Source organism: Spirosoma sp. (genome assembly GCF_026391055.1).
In the GTDB taxonomy this organism is placed as follows: Bacteria; Bacteroidota; Bacteroidia; order Cytophagales; family Spirosomataceae; genus Spirosoma.
This window is the reverse complement of record NZ_JAPLET010000029.1, coordinates 270,658-288,488: the sequence shown is the minus strand read 5'-3', so window position 1 is coordinate 288,488 and position 17,831 is coordinate 270,658. Positions and strand designations below refer to the sequence as shown.

Annotated in this window: 17 protein-coding genes; 12 read left to right on the top strand and 5 right to left on the bottom strand. The window is 50.5% G+C overall.

Annotated features, from left to right (window positions below):
* Positions 1–43: 43 nt before the first annotated feature.
* Both NT073_RS29075 and NT073_RS29070 read right to left on the bottom strand, forming a co-directional pair.
* Positions 44–1,138: a glycoside hydrolase family 130 protein gene (locus tag NT073_RS29075; RefSeq protein ID WP_297381083.1), complete on the bottom strand. Its 1,095-nt coding sequence runs from the start codon at positions 1,136–1,138 to the stop codon at positions 44–46.
* Between the two features lie 74 nt (positions 1,139–1,212).
* Positions 1,213–2,799 carry a M61 family peptidase gene (locus NT073_RS29070; RefSeq protein WP_297381080.1) on the bottom strand — a complete coding sequence of 529 codons (1,587 nt, stop codon included), beginning with the start codon at positions 2,797–2,799 and terminating at the stop codon, positions 1,213–1,215.
* A 143-nt stretch (positions 2,800–2,942) separates the two neighbouring features.
* Here NT073_RS29070 and rpmH point away from each other — a divergent pair, with 143 nt between their 5' ends.
* The 9 genes from rpmH to NT073_RS29025 all read left to right on the top strand — a co-directional run bounded on the left by rpmH (position 2,943) and on the right by NT073_RS29025 (position 11,238).
* Positions 2,943–3,110, top strand: coding sequence for a 50S ribosomal protein L34 (rpmH, locus tag NT073_RS29065; RefSeq protein WP_012928422.1), 168 nt, complete (start codon positions 2,943–2,945; stop codon positions 3,108–3,110).
* A 54-nt stretch (positions 3,111–3,164) separates the two neighbouring features.
* Positions 3,165–3,545 carry a ribonuclease P protein component gene (locus NT073_RS29060; RefSeq protein ID WP_297381075.1) on the top strand — a complete coding sequence of 127 codons (381 nt, stop codon included), beginning with the start codon at positions 3,165–3,167 and terminating at the stop codon, positions 3,543–3,545.
* Between the two features lie 100 nt (positions 3,546–3,645).
* On the top strand, positions 3,646–5,319 hold the full coding sequence (locus NT073_RS29055; RefSeq protein WP_297381073.1) for a S41 family peptidase: 1,674 nt from the start codon (positions 3,646–3,648) through the stop codon (positions 5,317–5,319).
* A 163-nt stretch (positions 5,320–5,482) separates the two neighbouring features.
* Positions 5,483–6,577 carry a DUF4932 domain-containing protein gene (locus NT073_RS29050; RefSeq protein ID WP_297381070.1) on the top strand — a complete coding sequence of 365 codons (1,095 nt, stop codon included), beginning with the start codon at positions 5,483–5,485 and terminating at the stop codon, positions 6,575–6,577.
* Positions 6,574–7,638 carry a histidine kinase gene (locus tag NT073_RS29045; protein ID WP_297381068.1) on the top strand — a complete coding sequence of 355 codons (1,065 nt, stop codon included), beginning with the start codon at positions 6,574–6,576 and terminating at the stop codon, positions 7,636–7,638. Before NT073_RS29050 ends, NT073_RS29045 begins: the two co-directional genes overlap by 4 nt.
* Positions 7,635–8,348, top strand: a complete 714-nt coding sequence (locus NT073_RS29040) for a LytTR family DNA-binding domain-containing protein (RefSeq protein WP_297381066.1) — start codon at positions 7,635–7,637, stop codon at positions 8,346–8,348. The genes NT073_RS29045 and NT073_RS29040 overlap by 4 nt, the downstream gene beginning before the upstream one ends.
* Before the next feature lie 123 nt (positions 8,349–8,471).
* Positions 8,472–9,290 (top strand): SDR family NAD(P)-dependent oxidoreductase, encoded by an 819-nt coding sequence (locus tag NT073_RS29035; protein ID WP_297381063.1) that lies wholly within the window; start codon positions 8,472–8,474, stop codon positions 9,288–9,290.
* Positions 9,291–9,313: 23 nt separating this feature from the next.
* A complete protein-coding gene (locus NT073_RS29030; protein WP_297381060.1) occupies positions 9,314–10,327 on the top strand; it encodes a zinc-binding alcohol dehydrogenase family protein in 1,014 nt (337 codons plus the stop codon).
* Positions 10,328–10,329: 2 nt separating this feature from the next.
* Positions 10,330–11,238, top strand: a complete 909-nt coding sequence (locus tag NT073_RS29025; RefSeq protein WP_366107987.1) for a helix-turn-helix domain-containing protein — start codon at positions 10,330–10,332, stop codon at positions 11,236–11,238.
* A 60-nt stretch (positions 11,239–11,298) separates the two neighbouring features.
* Here the strand turns inward: NT073_RS29025 and NT073_RS29020 are convergent, their stop codons facing one another.
* The 3 genes from NT073_RS29020 to NT073_RS29010 are packed head-to-tail and all read right to left on the bottom strand — an operon-like array spanning position 11,299 to position 14,010.
* Positions 11,299–11,883 (bottom strand): LUD domain-containing protein, encoded by a 585-nt coding sequence (locus NT073_RS29020; protein WP_297381058.1) that lies wholly within the window; start codon positions 11,881–11,883, stop codon positions 11,299–11,301.
* Entirely contained in the window at positions 11,880–13,259 is a 1,380-nt protein-coding gene (locus NT073_RS29015) for a lactate utilization protein B (RefSeq protein WP_297381056.1), read from the bottom strand. Before NT073_RS29015 ends, NT073_RS29020 begins: the two co-directional genes overlap by 4 nt.
* 13 nt (positions 13,260–13,272) lie before the next feature.
* Positions 13,273–14,010, bottom strand: a complete 738-nt coding sequence (locus tag NT073_RS29010; protein WP_297381053.1) for a (Fe-S)-binding protein — start codon at positions 14,008–14,010, stop codon at positions 13,273–13,275.
* Between the two features lie 426 nt (positions 14,011–14,436).
* Here NT073_RS29010 and NT073_RS29005 point away from each other — a divergent pair, with 426 nt between their 5' ends.
* The 3 genes from NT073_RS29005 to NT073_RS28995 all read left to right on the top strand — a co-directional run bounded on the left by NT073_RS29005 (position 14,437) and on the right by NT073_RS28995 (position 17,760).
* Positions 14,437–14,982: a DNA topology modulation protein gene (locus tag NT073_RS29005; protein ID WP_297381051.1), complete on the top strand. Its 546-nt coding sequence runs from the start codon at positions 14,437–14,439 to the stop codon at positions 14,980–14,982.
* A gap of 148 nt (positions 14,983–15,130) precedes the next feature.
* On the top strand, positions 15,131–16,861 hold the full coding sequence (locus NT073_RS29000; protein ID WP_297381172.1) for a beta-xylosidase: 1,731 nt from the start codon (positions 15,131–15,133) through the stop codon (positions 16,859–16,861).
* A gap of 68 nt (positions 16,862–16,929) precedes the next feature.
* Positions 16,930–17,760, top strand: a complete 831-nt coding sequence (locus NT073_RS28995) for a phosphatase PAP2 family protein (RefSeq protein WP_297381047.1) — start codon at positions 16,930–16,932, stop codon at positions 17,758–17,760.
* Positions 17,761–17,831 lie beyond the last annotated feature (71 nt).

Sequence of the window (17,831 nt, the reverse complement as noted above, 5' to 3'; positions counted from 1 at the left end):
GGTTGGAAGGCGGATAGATATAGGACGAGGCTCAGGCCATTGTTTACTGGTTGGCAGTAGCTACGCCAATTTTTGAATCAGCGGTGCCGTAGTATAAAAACCATTTACCCCGAAACGGCACCATCCCCTCCAGAAAACACACCTGATTCACCTGCCCCACCATTTCGTAAGGCTGGTCGGGCTTGATGAAGTAATTCTCCGACCGGTCGAGCAGTTTGGCGGGGTCGTTTGCATCGAACAGGAGCTGTCCACCGGCATAAGCGCCTTCGGCCAGGGTTTTATCTCCGTTTTTAGCGTCGTTCATGCCGTTGTAAATCAACAGAATTCCGTTTGGCGTCAGCATGGCAAACGGTCCGGGTTCAATCAGCCGCACATCGTGCTTTCCTCTCCGCGACTCAGCCGCCACGATGGGTTGGCCCGCAGGGGTTTCGAGGGGAGTCCAGTGCAGGAGGTCGTCCGACGTGGCTACCCGAAGCTGGGGTTGGTCGCCCCAGTACATCCAGTATTTGCCATTGATCTTCTGTGCAACCAACCGGTTCCCGATTCGTTTGCAGACAATGGCACCCGACTTCGACCAGCTATTCCGGTATTTCCCATTGTCAGCATCGCCAAAGATCAGTCCCTGCTTAGTCCACTTTATGAGGTCACGCGAGGTGGCAACGCAGAGCCGGGCTTTGTCACCGTCGTAGGAAGTGTAGGTCATCACATATACGCCATTGGGACTTTCCACCACCCTGGGATCTTCGCAGCCGCCCTCCCACTCGTAGACTTTCATCGGGTCGTTATCAGGATAAAAAACGGGTTTGGGCATCCGTTTGAAGTGAATACCGTCCGTACTAACTGCCAGTCCCAACCGTGAGGTGCCGCCCACGCTCCGAACGGTATCTTCGGCCCGGTAGAGCATATACACTTTATTATTTCGGACCACCGTGGCTGGATTGTATACATCTTTCTCCTCCCAACGCACCAGCTTTTGCCGGATCGGGCAATAAAATTCGGTCGTGGCCTTGGCGTTTAGAATGGGATTAAACGCATTCTCTTTATGAAAAGGGCCGAGCATCCAGGGCTTTTCGGGCTTGGCCTGCGCCAGGAGCAGACTCGGAATCAGCAGAAAAAGGAAAGACAAACGTTTTAGCATGAAGGTACTCGATAAATGTATATCTGGTAAAGGATCAAAGGAAGTGGAGATACTAAGATCGTGTGGGGTATGGTTCATTTCGCGACTACGTTTTTACCCAATTTCTCTTCAGGTACAGGATGTACACTCCCTTCTGAAACAGCCTTGTCAACCTTGCCTTGCCCAAACCACCTTGCTCGCTGCTGACGGCCCTCCTGGCTATCGATCTCCAGTAAGCGTATGCCACCCGGCTGGTCGGGCGTTGGCTCTTCATAGGCAACCAGCAGGCCAACCCACGACAGATACTTGTTCAGCAAGGGCTCAAGTGGCTGATTGCCAAAGATACACACGGCATAATACCAGTCAAGCGACTCGCCCGCAATGGCTTCTGTTACAGCGCGGTAATCGTCCAGAGTATAGCCAATGAATGGTTTGCCGAAACGCTGCCACATTTCGCGCATAACGTCGTCAAGTGAGCGGGCGTGGTTGGTGGCCTGACGAATGTGCAGATCGAGAATCAGAGCGGCAATAGCCCCTTTGTGGTAAACCGACACTTTGCGGTCGGGAACGCCCTTGTCGTAACCGTCGAGCCACAAATCCCAGGACGATTCGGTAAGCGACTGGAAGGCCCGTCCGTTATTCTCGAAATGACGCTTCAACAAAACCTGTAATTCTTTTAAGTACGCTTCATCGGTAAACACGCCCGATTGCCGCAGCATTAAATCGCCGTAATAGGTCGTTACCCCCTCGGCGACGAAGCAGGTCGTAAAATAATTCTCCCTGGTAAAATCGTACGGAAGCAGCTCGCTAGGGCGAATGCGGATAATGTTCCAGGCATGAAACAACTCGTGCGACGAAACCCCCAACAAATCCTGATACAGCCCCTCTCCCTCATCGTTCGGGCCGAGCGTTAGTACGGTCGAGTTGCGGTGTTCGACACCGTGATAATAGGGAACGGGTAAAATGAGCGTCAGGAAATGATACTCTTTTTCGGGAAACTCGCCGTAAAGTTCGATCTGCTTCACCGAAAAACGCCGGAAGTCGGTCACAATCCGGGCGGCATCGAAGGTCGGATTGCCATCCGTCCGCCGACCGCCCTGAACCCAGACGTGAAAATCCGTATCGCCGACAGTGTACTGTATATCCTGAATAACCGGAGCGGCCATGAGCGGGCAATCGACCAGTTCATAAAAGTCGGCGGCCAGCAACGTACGTATATTGGGTTGTTCGGAGCGGGCTTCGGTCAGGCCACAGGCAACCGTCCAGCTATCGGGAATGGCCAGTTCCAGCGCACAGGGCTCCGAAATGCGTCCTTCGGCATACAGGCACAGATTTACCGGGTTAACATAGAGGAGCGACTCGCTGATAAAACTGCTGCCGGCATTAAGCTGGTTAGGCGTTGGCAGGAGGGCGTAATAGGTATACCGAACGGTAAGCTCACTAACGCCGTCGGTTTGTACTAGCCAGCGATCTTTAGTAATTTTTCGAAACGAAAGTGGTTTACCAGCCTGGTCAACGATCTCAAACCGCTGAATATTTTTTGCGAACTGCTGCAGTTCATAGCGGCCGGGGCGCCAGGCGGGCAATTGCAGTTCAACTTCCGAGGTCGAAATGTTGGTTAAATAGGCATCAACGGCAATATAGTGTGAATGAATGGGATCAGCAGACAGGCGATAGCGCATACGGGTAATGGCAAGGTAAGTCGTACAAAAGTAACTATCAGTCAGTCAAATCGTTTTTCTGAAATCAGGTTTGGAAAAACTCAGGCATTCTCCTATCTTTGCGGACTCATTTGGAAAAATAAAGGTTTTAGGGATTATATATCATGAAAAGAACGTACCAACCATCGAACCGGAAGCGGAAAAACAAACACGGCTTCCGCGAGCGGATGGCTACTGCCAATGGCCGTCAGGTTTTGGCCCGCCGTCGTGCCAAAGGCCGCCACAAGTTGACTGTCTCTGACGAGAAAAAAGGCGACCGCTTCAAAATTTAATTAGTCGGTAAGTCAGCAAGTCTCCAAGTCAGTAAGCTGATTTACCCGTCTCTCATGCCGCAAACCTTCACGAAATCCGAACGTCTTTGCAGCAAAAAGATTCTTGGCGAATTATTTAAAAAAGGTAGTGCATCCGTACGGACGTTCTACCTTTTTCCGTTTCGGATATTATACATCCCCCAACCCGAACCGGGTCCAGACAGCGAGCCGCTTCTGCCCGCTATTGTCATTACCGTTCCCAAGCGCATCTTCAAACGCGCCGTTGACCGCAACCAGATCAAACGACGCGTACGGGAAGCCTACCGCCTGAATAAGGTTCTTTTCAGCCAAACCGGCACACCACCAGCTACTATTGCCTTTCTTTATACGGCCAAACAAATAATTTCGTTTGAAGAGATAGAAAAAGGTATGAAATTAGCTTTACAGAAAATGTAGAATGAAGAACGTGAAGTGAAGAATATTCCTAATAAGGAGTCAGTTCTATCTCTTCAGATCTTTATTTGCCATTCTCCACTCTGTATTCTTCACTCAATCTATGCGCTTCTCTAAACGACTCACCCTGTTAGCCTCCTCGGCCCTTGTAGCGGGTGGCATCGGCTTCTTTTCGTTCAAGACCGACGACCGGTTTTTCGAGATAGCCCGCAACCTTGACATTTACGCCACGCTCTTCAAGGAACTCAATCTCTATTACGTAGATGAGGTAAACCCGAACCGCATGGTTAAAACCAGCATCGACGCCATGCTGAAAGCCCTCGATCCGTACACGAACTTCTTCGCCGAAGACGAAATCGAGGATTACATGACCATGACCACCGGCCGCTACAACGGCATTGGGGCGCTCATTGGGCAACGACAGGGTAAAAGCATTGTGCTGATGGTGTATGAAGGCACCCCCGCCGAAAAATCGGGGCTGCAAATCGGCGATGAAGTGATTAAGGTGGACGGTGTTGACCTGAAGACTCGCAAAGACCGCGATGGCGGACCACTCGACCCGGGCAAACTCCTGAAAGGGCAGAACAACACGGCCGTAAAACTGACCGTTAGTCGGTACGGACAAAAATCCCCACTCGAACTCAGCGTTATCCGGGATGTGGTTAAAATGACCAATGTGCCTTACTATGGCATGGTATCGGACGAAGTGGGGTATATCGACCTCAAAGATTTTACAGCCACGGCTTCGCGTGAGGTACGAACCGCCTATCAGGAACTGAAGGGCAAAGGGATGAAAAAACTTATCCTCGACGTTCGTGAAAATCCGGGCGGGCTCCTCAACATGGCCATCGACATCTCGAATATCTTTATCCCGAAAGATTCGGAAGTCGTGACGACTAAAGGTAAAGTGACGGAGTGGAACAAGACCTACACCGCCATGAACCCACCTCTCGACCTCGACATTCCTATTGTTGTGCTGACAAACAGCCACAGCGCTTCGGCCGCCGAGATTGTATCGGGAGTTATTCAGGATTACGACCGGGGCGTGTTGATCGGGCAGCGTACTTACGGAAAAGGTCTTGTACAGACCACGCGTGAATTGTCGTTCAACACCAAGCTAAAAATCACAACGGCCAAGTATTACATTCCGAGTGGCCGGTGCATTCAGGCCATCGACTACAGCCACCGCAACGCCGATGGCAGCGTGGGTAAAATTCCGGATTCTCTGAAAACCGCATTCAAAACAAAGGCGGGTCGGGTGGTATACGACGGCGGTGGCGTATTGCCCGATATTGTCGTGGAAGCGCAGACGCCCTCGCCAGTAGCGTTGAGCCTGACAAACAAAGGGCTGATTTTCGATTATGCCGTGAAGTACCGACACGAGCATGCGAGCATCAAACCCGCCCGCGAATTCCGCCTGACCGATACCGAATACAGTGAGTTTACGAAGTGGCTCGGCGATAAAGAGTACGACTATACGACTCAGGTCGAGAAAGACCTCGGCACCCTGGAAGCGTCGGCCCGGAAAGAAAAATATTTCGACCAGATTCAGGATCAACTGAAGTCGCTGAAGACCAAAATGTCGCACAGTAAAGATGCCGACCTGAACACATTCAAGCCTGAGTTAAAAACTCTGCTTGAGCAGGAAATAGCTGGTCATTACTTCCTGCAAAAAGGCATTAAGGAAGCCTCGTTCGCTACCGACCCCGAAATGAAAGCGGCCCTTGACCTGTTCAAAGACATGAACCGGTACGGGACGATATTGAAGGGAAAGTAAAACTCGTTGACGAACCCCAATAAGGCAAACGCCATATCTACCAGATATGGCGTTTGCCTTATTGGGGTTCGTCAACGAAAATCAGGCGTTTGTCAATCGCTTTTGATACCGTACGGATGGGTAGGTAGGTTTAAGGCAGAAACTTTCAATCAATATGTCTGCCATGAAACATATATTTTTTTGCCTATTCTTAGTTGGATTAACGCAGCCCATACAGGCTCAGTTGTCTACCCCGGCTCCGGCCTCCAAACGGATTGAAGTAACGGTCCATCCGGGCATTGAACTCTTTACAGTGGTACAACTGCTGGCCGGTCAGTACAAAATGCCTACCCCATCAGCCTATGCCAAAGCAGTTGAAACCTATTTCAAGCCCTACGCGAACCACCCGGCAGTGGAGCAGGTAAAAAAGATGGGCCGGGTTTATGCCGATCTGGCCGAACTTGGCTACTGCTTTGATGCATTCCCGGCCATCCGGATTTATTATCCAGACAGCCTGCACTGGTATAAAAAGTATGGTAAAGACACCGTACAAACCTATATGAGGCTGTGTAAACAATTCGCCCAAGAAACGAAATTCTGGGACTTCTACCAGCAGCACCAGCCCGATTACAAGGCCTGGGCTACACCCGTGCAGCAAGAACTTACGCAGAAAGGGTGGGTGGCTAAACTAGACTCGTTTTATCGATTTGACGGTCATACCAACTGGACGATTTGCCTGGACCCGCTCAACAGTTGGGGGGCGCATGCGATCATGACCAAAACGATTAACCCACGGTATGCAGACCACGTGGTGTATAATGTTGGTTTCTTTGACCAAAACGCAAAAGATACAGACGCTCCTACCTTTATAATTGGTTCAGAGCCGGTCTCGATGGTCTGGCATGAAGGGAGTCATAGCTATACGAATGAGTTGCAGAAGCGATACGCGGCTGATATCGCCAAACTAACCTATCTGCTAAATAAAGGCGATGAAGGTATGAAACGGAATAATATCAACACCTGGGCGCATTGTTTCGATGAGAACCTGGTCCGGGGGATTGTTATTGCCCTCTTTCGTCAATATCGCAGCCCTAAAGAAGCCCGTAAACAGGCCGCCCGCGAAATAGTCGGTGATTTCCTGTACGCAGAAGACATTGCCGATGTGCTGACAAGTAACTACATCGGCAATCCTGCCTACGTCAATTTTCCTCAATTCTTCCCGCAAATCCTGACGTACTTAGCCCAAAAATATCCGAATAGGCAACTGACTGATCGATGAGCCATTTCCGATTTCGCGCGCTACCCGAATGGAGCATTCATGTGCTTGTATGGGCGCTTCTGGTAGTAAAAGACGTTGCGAATATGTATTACAATCCGGCATATCCGGTTCCAAAAACGGCTATCGCTACCTACTGGCTGCTGGTAATCGGCTATACCTCCATCAGTGCCGGTGCATTTTATGGCTCCGTGTTTCTGGTAGCCCGGCCTTTGTTGACAGTCCCTCTCAGCTGGCGACAGTATAGCTGGGCACTTGGCGGGCTCCTGACGACCCTGCTGAGTATCATTTTATGGCGATATGCGCTTGAAATGCACCTCTTCAAACCGGTACTGGGATTTGATAATTACAGCCGTAATAAAACGCTCACCATAGCTTGGTTCATACGAAATAGCGTGTTTTACTATGCCGATTATATCACTTATGGGCTGCTCTATACCTTTATCAAGCGTCATTTCATCAATGAGCAGCTCCGACGAGAAACGGAACAGGCCCGAACGTCTGCCGAACTGGCTTTTCTACGATCACAGTTGAACCCTCATTTTCTGTTCAACACCATTAACGACATCTATGCGTTAGTCTACTGTAAGTCCGAAGAAGCACCGAGAGCCTTACTTAAACTTTCAGAATTGCTTCGTTATGTCCTGCACGAGGCTCGGCACGATTACGTGTTGCTGGCCAGAGAACTTGACTACCTGCATAGCCTGATCGATCTGCAACGCATTGGTGCTAAAGACAATCTATATGTTAACTATCAACTTCAGGGTTCAATCAATGGACAAATGATAGCCCCTTTACTGCTCGTATCTTTTGTCGAAAATGCCTTTAAGCATGGCGTGTTGTCGGACCCTCTGCACCCCATTTGCCTGACACTCAACCTGACCGAAACAACATTGGACTTTCAACTGAATAACCGCAAAAACCAGCAGCATAAAGATCATACGGGTGGCATCGGTCTGGCTAATGTCCAACGGCGACTTGCGCTGTTGTACCCTGGTCAGCACCGTTTGGAGGTGATCGACCATCCAACTGATTACCACATAAACCTGCACCTCGATCTATGACCTTACCCATTCGTTGCCTGGTTGTCGACGATAAGCCCCTGGCACTCGACATTCTGACCGATTACATTGGCAAAGTGCCTTTCCTGCACCTGGCAGCGGCAACGACGAACCCACTCGACGCGCTGATGCGGGTGGCCCAAGAACCGATAGACCTGATTTTTCTGGATATTCAAATGCCGGAACTCACCGGCCTTCAATTTCTTACAGCCCTCAACAGCCGTTCGCGAGTGATTTTAACGACAGCCTACGCCGAATATGCGCTGGATGGCTTTGAACACGATGTGGTAGATTACCTGCTCAAGCCGATTTCGTTTGAGCGATTCTATCGATCGGTCCTGAAAGTTCAGCAGCAGATGCGGCCTTCGCCCGATCTGCCACTTGAACCGCGTACTTACCTATTCATTCGCACCGAACACCGAATGCAACGGGTCAATATAGCCGATATCCTATATGCAGAGGGTTTGCAGAACTACACCGTAGTGCATACCGTGGCCGAAAAAGTAATAGCCCGGCAAACATTTGGCAGTTTAGAGAGTAATCTGCCACCCTCGTCTTTTGTCCGGGTACATAAATCATTTATTGTAGCCCTGGCCCATATTTCTACGGTTGAACGTAGTCGTATTTACATCAAAAATGGCAATCAGGAACCGGTAAACATTCCCATTGGCGATGTCTACCGGGAGAGATTCTACAAGTTATTAGGTGTGTGAATCGAGTTCATGAACGGATACGCCTGCGTAAAACTGTATCATTAATGCCGCTTTCTGTATAAGCAGTTCGCCCGATTAGTACGCCACCTTTGCCTTATCAATTCACGATAACAAAACAAGGCAATGGCAAAGACAATCTTTATTACGGGCGCTTCCCGTGGCTTCGGGAAATTATGGGCAAAGGCATTCCTGCAACGTGGCGACAAGGTGGCGGCTACAGCCCGCAATCTGGCAGACCTGACTGATCTGGTTCAGGAGTTTGGCGACAGGGTTTTGCCCGTACAGGTCGACGTAACCAACAAAGCACAGACCATTGAGGCCGTAAAAAAAGCCCATGATCATTTCGGTAAGATCGACGTACTGATCAACAATGCAGGCTATGGCGTGTTTGGTGCCGTAGAGGAAGTGTCGGAAGAGGAGGCCCGTAAGCAGATGGATGTCAATTTCTTTGGCTTACTTTGGGCTACTCAGGCAGTTTTGCCGTACATGCGGGCGCAGAAGAGCGGCCACATTATTCAGGTATCCAGTGTGCTGGGACTATTCACGGTACCTACGCTGGGGTTGTATAACGCGTCTAAATTTGCGGTCGAAGGACTCACCGAAACCCTGGCTACCGAAGTGAAGGAGTTCGGTATTCATGTTTCCCTGATCGAGCCAAACGGCTACGAAACCGAATGGGGCGGCACCTCGGCCAGTCATGCACAGGAACTGGACGCTTACACTAATCTGAAAACAGCTTTCCGCAATGGCTATAATCCCGACCACTACGGCGTTCCGGCGGCTACGGTCAACGCACTTTTACAACTTGTCGATGCGCCGGAACCACCACTCCGCTTAATTTTAGGGAAAATTGGCTATCCAACCGTCAAAGCCGTTTACGAACAGCGGCTGGCAACCTGGGGAGCCTGGAACCAAGTGAGCACAGAAGCCCACGGCAAATAATACCGCATTAACGTAAATCAGACATGAAAGCAGTAGGATTTAAAACATCGCTCCCCATTTCAGAAGACGAGAGTTTTATCGACGTTGACATTGAAAAACCCGCTCCGGGCGGTCGAGACTTGCTGGTGAAGATCAACGCCATCTCCGTCAATCCGGTCGATTTTAAAATCCGGCAGAATTCAGCGAAGGACACGGTGCTGGAACAACCCAAAATCATTGGCTGGGATGCCTCAGGTATAGTAGAAGCAGTGGGCAGTGACGTTACCCTGTTCAAGGTGGGCGACGCTGTGTACTACGCCGGAGATATTACCAGATCGGGCAGCAATGCCGAATACCAGCTAATAGACGAGCGGATCGTGGGCCGCAAGCCAACTACGTTATCAAACGAAGCGGCTGCTGGCATTCCATTGACCGCCCTGACCGCCTGGGAAATCTTCTTCGACCGGATGCGGCTTTCGCCCGAACGCGACCGGAATAAAACCCTGCTGATCATCGGAGGGGCCGGGGGTGTTGGCTCCATTGCCATTCAACTGGCAAAAAAACTACTGGGCCTGCACGTAATCGCCACCGCATCGCGCCCCCAAACGATTGACTGGTGCAAGAAGATGGGAGCCGATCTGGTCGTTAACCATCGAAATCTGGTTGACGAGGTTCGAAACGCCGGTTTTCAGCATGTTGACTACATCGTGGATTTTGTAGATACCAACGGCTATTGGGATACGCTGGCCGAGCTCATCAAACCCCAGGGACACATTGCCTCCATTACGGGTAGTGCCGCGCCCGTTGTGCTAAACAAGCTCAAAAACAAAAGCGTCAGCTTTTCGTGGGAGTTCATGTTCACGCGATCTACCTACCAGACCGATGATATGATCGAGCAGTACCATATTCTGAACCGGGTAGCCGAGTTGCTGGACGAAGGTGTGCTGCAACCGACGGTCACCCAAACCCTGCATGGCCTGACGGCCGACACGTTGAAGCAAGCCCACGCCCAGCTTGAGTCGGGCACAACGATTGGAAAACTGGTTATCTCGTTCTGATCATGGACCGGATCAACCACTATAAAACCATCTCGGAACTGCACCAGAAAAGCGGCTTTCCTCCGCCGGAACACCCATTGCTGAGCCTGATGACATGCAGGGAGTTAATGACGTATTCTGTAGGCGAATCCCGGTTCACCAGCGACTTTTACATGATTGCGCTGAAGAAGATCAAATCGGGTTATGTGCTATATGGCAAAACCAGATACGACCACGACAATGGCTCTATGGTTTTTGTGAAACCGCGGCAGATCATTGAGGTTAGCAATGTGCAGTTTGCCGAAAAAGGGTTTTTGATCTTTTTCCATGAAGAGTACCTGTCGGGGCATCGGTTGCACGAGCAGATCAAAAAATACGGCTACTTTGAGTATGAAATCAACGAAGCCCTGCATCTGTCGCCGTCCGAAGAGAGAATCATGTGGGATTCGTACGAGAAGATTCGAACAGAATACGACAACAACCAGGATGAGTTTAGCCGAGAGATCATTCTCACCCACATCGACTCCATCCTGACGTACTCAGAGCGGTTTTATAAACGGCAATTTGTTAATCGAAGCACCAACCTCTCGGGAACGACGATTCGTAAATTTCACGAAGCACTGAACCGGTATGCCGCAAACGGCCAGCTTCAGAACCAGGGGTTGCCGTCGGTGCACCAACTGGCCGATGAATTGTCTCTTTCGTCACGCTACCTGAGCGATGTACTGAAGTTGGAAACGGGTAAAACCGCGCTGGAGCATATCCATATCTACCTGGTCGACGAAGCTAAAAACAGGTTGCTTAGCTCCGACCACAATATTGCTGAAATAGCCTACCAGCTGGGTTTTGAGAATCCGCCCTATTTCACCCGGCTGTTCAAAAAGATGGTGGGTCTGACGCCCATGCAATACAAAGAGCAGCACCTTAATTAATCACGTAGTTTTAGCTTGCCGTAAAACTGTACCAAGACAGACGTCTGTTTTGGTACAGTTTTACGGCAGGATATAGACCATCAATGACCGGGCACCGTGGGCACCAATTACCAGACTCTGCTCAATATCGGCCGTTTTTGAGGGGCCGCAGATAAACGTCCCGAAACCGGTTTCATCGACGTTCAACAGCTTATACGCATCATGCATGTTAGGCACAATGGTCGATTGCCGGATGATGATCACCAGATACTGCGTAATCATGGGCGCTACCCGCTGGGGCAGTTGACGCTCGTCAACCCAGATAGCCGCATTCTCTGCAACCGCTAATGGCCCTTCGATAATCGCCAGATTTAGCCCCGAGAGTTCGTGCGGGTCCGTAACATTCATCGTTACATCGGCCAGATCAGTGAGTTCCGGGCAGGTTGTCGCCACACTTGTCATATTTGGAAATTGCGTGTGCAATGAAGCCCGGATAGATGCAAAATCCGGTACGACAAGGGCGGCCCCACCTACAAACGTGAGCACATCAATGAATTGCTGCGTCAGGTCGGGATAAACCGACATAAACGTAAAGTTGGTCGGAGTAGGCAGCAAGGCAGGCTGATTCGCCTTGATACTGGCCAGCATCTGATCGCGGGTGGTCATGCTTTCTTATTATTAACGTACCAGTCGTGGAAACTCTCGGAAGGTGGTTCGGGCATTTCGCGCTGGTTATACCAGGGGTTCAGTCCGTTTTCGACGGTGATCGGGGCAAATCGCAGTACCCCCCGCCCTACTTTACCCGCCATTCGGTACAAACGGGGCGACTCCAGCACGGTAGCCATGGCTTTCATAGCAACGGTTTTGCTGCCGGGGCCGTATCCTTCTTTCATCAGCACTTGACGCCATTTATAGAGCTGGTCGTGAATATCAATCTTAACCGGACATACGTTGGAGCACGATCCGCAAAGCGTCGAGGCAAACGGCAAATCGGCGTTCTTTTTCATGTCCAGATTCGGCGCTAAAATAGAGCCAATTGGCCCGGCAACCGCGCTGTGGTAACTAAACCCACCCGACCGCCGGTAAACGGGACAAGTATTTAAGCAGGCCGCACAGCGGATGCACTTGAGCGAATTTCGAAAATCGGGTCGTCCTAACTGGCGGCTGCGTCCGTTATCGACGATAACGATGTGCATCTCCTGCCCCGGACGCGGCCGGTGAAAATGGCTGGAGAACGTCGTAATGGGCTGTCCGGTTGCCGAACGGGCCAGCAGCCGCAGGAAAACGCCTAAATGCTCGGCACGGGGAATGATCTTTTCGAAACCCATAGCCGCAATGTGTACATCGGCCAGGTGCGCGCCCATATCCGCATTGCCTTCGTTGGTACACACGACAAATCCGCCTGTTTCGGCAATGGCGAAATTGACACCCGTGAGTGCCACTTTACGCGTCAGGAAGGTTTCGCGCAGGTGCTGCCGGGCGGCTTCGGTCAGGTATTGCGGGTCGGTGGCACCCTTCTCCGTACCTAGGTGCTCGTGAAATGTCTCGCCAACTTCAGCTTTGGTCAGGTGAATGGCGGGCAGCACAATGTGGGATGGTGGCTCGTTGCGCATCTGCACAATCCGTTCGCCCAAATCGCTGTCAATGACCTCGATACCTTTGTCAATCAGGAATTGATTGAGGTGGCATTCTTCGGTCAGCATCGACTTCGACTTGACCATCCGGTTAGCTCCCGCCTGTTTTATAATGTCGAGAATAATGGCATTATGTTCGTCACCATCGGCAGCCCAGTGAATTTTGATGCCATTGCGAGCGGCATTCTCTTCGAACTGAATCAGCAAATCGTGCATATTGGACAGCACATGGTTTTTTATCTGCGAGGCTGCTTCCCGGAGCTGTTCCCACTCGGGTATCTGGGCAACGGCCCGGTCTCGTTTGGTACGTACAAACCAGAGCGTTTCGTCGTGCCAGTCGACCTTCGCTTCGTTCTTATTGAACTCAACGGCGGCATCAGCGTGATCTAAGATAAGCTGCTTGTTCATCGGGTGTTGTTGATTAAAGCGTAGCCGTTAAAATTTCAGCAATGTGTTTGACTTCCACGGCGGAGTTTGCCCGTTTCAGAATGCCTTCCATGTGCATCAGGCAGGACACATCGACACCGGTAATGTAATTAACGCCGTGGCGCAGGTGATCCGCCACCCGATCTTTTCCCATTTTCACCGAAACAGCTTCTTCTGTCACGCAGAACGTACCCCCAAATCCGCAGCACTCATCGCGCCGGTCGAGCTGGATCAACTCAATGCCATTGACCAGGTTGAGCAACTGCACCGGCTTCGAAAAAGGTGGCGAAACCACCAGTTCCGACATTTGCGCCAGATGCAGCCCGCGCTGGCCGTGGCAACTTTGGTGTAACCCAACTTTATAGGGAAAGGTCGCGTCTAGACTGGTTACCTTCAGCACGTCCGTCAGGAATTCCGTTAATTCGTAAATGCGGGAGCGAATGCCGGTTGCGGCCTCTTCATTGGTCGAATGAAGGTGATGTTTTATGTGCAGGGTGCAACTGCCCGAAGGCGAAACGACGTAGTCGAAGTCGGCAAAATTACGAACGAAATTCTCGTTACAGCCGCCCGTCAGATGTTCAAAACCGGAGTTGGCCATCGGCTGCCCGCAACAGGTTTGCTGGAGTGGATACGAAACATCGCAGCCTACTTTTTCCAACAACTTCAGCGTAGCAATGGCTACGTTGGGATAAAACTGGTCAATGTAACAAGGGATAAACAGGCCAACTTTCATGTTCTATTCAGACTAGGCAATTTCCCTGTGCAGAGCGGGCAAAAACAGGGCAACTTCATTCGGCAAATGTAGATACTACAAATTTACATCCTTCCTGTACTTTCCTAGTCAAAAGACACGTCTAAAGAATCAATACTCTAGTCGATTTGCCGGCTTTTGCTGCCATGTCGGTAAATTGGACGGATAAACAGGCAAGTGTTGCGTCTATTGCTTACATTCCGGTTTCAGCAGCTATCGTATTACGGCTTCACTGCTTTGTTTTGGCGAACTAATTCGTTTGCAAATCATTCGATAAAAGCCTAAACAGGGAACAAGTATAACCAGCGCCCTGGCGTATTTATAGGTTGGTACAGCAATAATGCCACAATGAGGTGCCGATTCCTGATGAAGATTTCTAAAAACTGTATGTAAAGGAGGATTGAGGGAATGAGAAAGATCGTTATTGTCGGTTGTGGAGGTGCAGGCAAATCCACATTGGCCCGGCAGCTTGGCGAAGTACTTCACTTGCCTGTTGTTCATCTGGATGCCCAGTTCTGGAAGCCGGGCTGGAAGATGATTTCCAAAGCGGAAGAGATTATTGTATTAAACCAGCTGACAAATCAGTCCAGCTGGATCATCGACGGAAATTACAACGCGACCATGGAGTTGCGTTTCGAAGCGGCCGACACCATTATTTTTCTGGATTTCCCTGTTTTGCTCTGCTTCCGGCGCGTTATCAAACGGTTCATCACCTACCGGGGAAAAAGCCGACCCGATATGAGCCCCGGTTGCCCCGAGAAAGTGAACTGGCGCTTTCTGGGCTGGATATTAACCTACAAATACCTCAATCGGCCGCAGGTTTTGAAGCGAATTAACGAACATCTCGATAACCGTACTGTCCTGATTTTCAAACAGCCCAGGCAGTTGAAAACGTTTTTAAGCAGTTTGGCGCAACCGAGCCGGGCAAATGTTCTCGACCAGGTTAGCCGGTAATGGTCTGTCGCCTTGTTCCGGCAAAACTATCCTGACCAGGCCGGTTACGGACAGTTTTCTGCCCGAACGGCCTCATCCATCATGGGTAGATTGGGGGGCGTTTACCCTTGTTGATGCTGGTGATTTTTCCCCGCTATCAACCCGGTTTATGCCTTTACTTCGAAGCCTTTGCTTGCAAACGGGCCACCTTTCGGCCTTATTTTTTGGTCTGGTTCTTTCAGCTGCGTTCGGTAGCATTGACAGCCATGCGCAAACCAGTCAAGATAAACCGGTGGCGATTCGGGTTGATTTGACAAAGGATAAGGGACCATTAAAACCCATATGGGCCTGGTTTGGGTATGACGAGCCCAATTACACCTACATGAAAGATGGGCAGAAACTGCTCACCGAAATTTCGCAGCTGAGCAAGGTCCCGGTGAACGTTCGGGTTCACAGTCTGCTGGTTACGGGCGATGGAACGGCCGCGCTGAAATGGGGATCGACCAATGCCTATACTGAGGATAAGGCCGGTAATCCAATTTATAACTGGACGATTATTGACAAAATCTTCGATACGTTTATCGAGCGGGGCATGAAGCCCATCGCCCAGATCGGGTTTATGCCCGAAGCCCTTTCCACCAAACCGCAACCCTACCGGCACTACTGGAAACCCGGCGACAACTACAATGACATTTACACCGGCTGGGCTTACCCGCCAAAAGATTACAAGAAATGGAGCGAACTGGTGTACCAGTGGGTAAAACACTCGGTTCAGCGTTACGGGCAGAAAGAAGTTGAAAGCTGGTACTGGGAGTTATGGAACGAGCCTAACATCAGCTACTGGAAAGGCACTACCGAAGAATACATCAAACTATATGATTACACTGCCGACGCGGTAAAACGGGCGCTGCCAACGGCTAAAATCGGCGGACCCGAAGTTACCGGTCCCAACTGGGATGTTTCCGAAAAATTCTTCCGGGCCTTCATGGACCACGTCGTAAAGGGTACGAACGCCGTTACGGGCAAAGTTGGTACCCCAATTGACTTCATCACCTTCCACGCCAAAGGGGCACCCAAAGTGGTGAATGGCGTAGTGCAGATGAACATGGGCACGCAACTGCGCGACATCGACAAAGGCTTTGAAATTGTGTCGTCGTACCCCAGCCTGAAAAACCTGCCCATTATCATTGGCGAATCGGACCCAGAAGGCTGCGCGGCCTGTTCGGAAGACCTGCACCCCCAAAATGCCTATCGTAATGGCACGATGTATTCCAGTTATACAGCAGCTTCCTTTGCCCGCAAATACGATCTGGCCGAAGCGCGGGGCGTTAATCTGGCGGGAGCCGTTACCTGGGGATTTGAGTTTGAAGATCAGGCTTGGTTCCGGGGCTTCCGCGACTTAGCGACCAATGGCGTCGATAAACCGGTACTGAATGTGTTTCGGATGTTCGGCATGATGCAGGGCAATCGGGTAGCGGTCAACACAGACCTGACCTATAACGCCAAAAAGATACGTGACGAGAGCGTTCGGGGCGAGCCGGATATCAATGCGCTGGCTACTAAAGATGCCCAGTCGGCTTCGGTCATGGTCTGGAATTACCACGACGATAATGTACAGGGTCCCGGTTCGTCAGTGTCGCTCACGCTCAATGGGCTTACGGCCAAAAAAGTATGGGTGCAGCATTACCGGATTGATCAGCAATTCAGTAACTCGTACGAGGTCTGGAAGAAAATGGGTTCTCCGAAAGCTCCAACTGCCGAACAGGTGGCCGAACTTGAGAAAGCTGGTCAACTGCAGCTACTCACTTCCCCAATCTGGGTAACGATCGAAAAAGGTGTACTGACCATGCCGTTCCAGCTACCCCGTCAGGGCGTTTCGCTGGTGAAGGTATCGTGGTGATCATACAGGAAAATTAACGTCCATGATGATCTTTGCAGAATAACTACCTACTCAATGGTATTCTGCTTATGAAACTGCTCAGTGTACTTATCTTTTTATCCCTCTCTCTAACGAATGTATCTGGTCAGACAGATACCACAACACAAAAGGTTTATCGGGTAAGCCTGCCGTATGAAGGGGGCGGGTCGTTAGTCTTCATCGGCGTTTCGGCTCTGGGCTTCAAACAACTCGATCGCGTCGCGTCCTTCGATCAGGCCGATGTTGTTCATCTTGATCCAAACTCCGTTAATGCCTTCGACCGGTCGGTTATTTTCAACAATCCGGCAAACTATGACCGGGCGCAAAAACGGTCGGATCTTTTCCTGAATGTATCCATCCTAAGTCCGCTGCTGTTGATGGCTGACAAACGGATTCGCAAAGACTGGCTCGATCTGTTGACTCTGTACGTCGTAACTCATGCCGTAGATAATGCAATCTACTTTGCGTCGGCCTATTCCGTTCGGCGAGCCAGACCTTTTACCTACAATCCGGATGTGCCGCTGGAAACAAAAGTCGGAGTAGCCAAAAGTAATTCATTCTACAGCGGTCATGTGTCCTTCAGCTCAACGGCCACGTTCTTTCTGGCCAAGGTGTTTACGGACTATCATCATATTAAAGGCTGGAAACGAGTGGCTATTTTTTCGCTGACGAGCGTTCCGCCAGCCCTGGTTGCCTATAATCGAATGGAAGCTGGCAAACATTTTAAGACCGATGTTATGCTGGGATTTGCGGTTGGAGCGGCCTCGGGCATCCTTATTCCAGAGCTGCACAAACGCATTAAACAGTCGAAGGCGGTGGCTCTGGACCCTTTCTTTTCCCCAACCGGCCAAAAAGGGCTAACACTAACTTATCATTTCTAGCCCACTTTACTCGCTTTAACACGCTCTTTTTACCTGAAAAAATTTATCGTAATATTACGATTATAAATATT

What these genes read in the sequence shown, in the direction of transcription:
- NT073_RS29035 (WP_297381063.1), top strand. Translation starts at nt 8,472, where the DNA reads ATGGCAAAGACAATCTTTATTACGGGCGCTTCCCGTGGCTTCGGGAAA.
- NT073_RS29015 (WP_297381056.1), bottom strand. Translation starts at nt 13,259, where the DNA reads ATGAACAAGCAGCTTATCTTAGATCACGCTGATGCCGCCGTTGAGTTC.
- NT073_RS29000 (WP_297381172.1), top strand. Translation starts at nt 15,131, where the DNA reads ATGCCTTTACTTCGAAGCCTTTGCTTGCAAACGGGCCACCTTTCGGCC.
- NT073_RS28995 (WP_297381047.1), top strand. Translation starts at nt 16,930, where the DNA reads ATGAAACTGCTCAGTGTACTTATCTTTTTATCCCTCTCTCTAACGAAT.
- NT073_RS29050 (WP_297381070.1), top strand. Translation starts at nt 5,483, where the DNA reads ATGAAACATATATTTTTTTGCCTATTCTTAGTTGGATTAACGCAGCCC.
- NT073_RS29055 (WP_297381073.1), top strand. Translation starts at nt 3,646, where the DNA reads ATGCGCTTCTCTAAACGACTCACCCTGTTAGCCTCCTCGGCCCTTGTA.
- NT073_RS29060 (WP_297381075.1), top strand. Translation starts at nt 3,165, where the DNA reads ATGCCGCAAACCTTCACGAAATCCGAACGTCTTTGCAGCAAAAAGATT.
- NT073_RS29020 (WP_297381058.1), bottom strand. Translation starts at nt 11,883, where the DNA reads ATGACCACCCGCGATCAGATGCTGGCCAGTATCAAGGCGAATCAGCCT.
- rpmH (WP_012928422.1), top strand. Translation starts at nt 2,943, where the DNA reads ATGAAAAGAACGTACCAACCATCGAACCGGAAGCGGAAAAACAAACAC.
- NT073_RS29030 (WP_297381060.1), top strand. Translation starts at nt 9,314, where the DNA reads ATGAAAGCAGTAGGATTTAAAACATCGCTCCCCATTTCAGAAGACGAG.
- NT073_RS29075 (WP_297381083.1), bottom strand. Translation starts at nt 1,138, where the DNA reads ATGCTAAAACGTTTGTCTTTCCTTTTTCTGCTGATTCCGAGTCTGCTC.
- NT073_RS29010 (WP_297381053.1), bottom strand. Translation starts at nt 14,010, where the DNA reads ATGAAAGTTGGCCTGTTTATCCCTTGTTACATTGACCAGTTTTATCCC.
- NT073_RS29005 (WP_297381051.1), top strand. Translation starts at nt 14,437, where the DNA reads ATGAGAAAGATCGTTATTGTCGGTTGTGGAGGTGCAGGCAAATCCACA.
- NT073_RS29045 (WP_297381068.1), top strand. Translation starts at nt 6,574, where the DNA reads ATGAGCCATTTCCGATTTCGCGCGCTACCCGAATGGAGCATTCATGTG.
- NT073_RS29040 (WP_297381066.1), top strand. Translation starts at nt 7,635, where the DNA reads ATGACCTTACCCATTCGTTGCCTGGTTGTCGACGATAAGCCCCTGGCA.
- NT073_RS29070 (WP_297381080.1), bottom strand. Translation starts at nt 2,799, where the DNA reads ATGCGCTATCGCCTGTCTGCTGATCCCATTCATTCACACTATATTGCC.
- NT073_RS29025 (WP_366107987.1), top strand. Translation starts at nt 10,330, where the DNA reads ATGGACCGGATCAACCACTATAAAACCATCTCGGAACTGCACCAGAAA.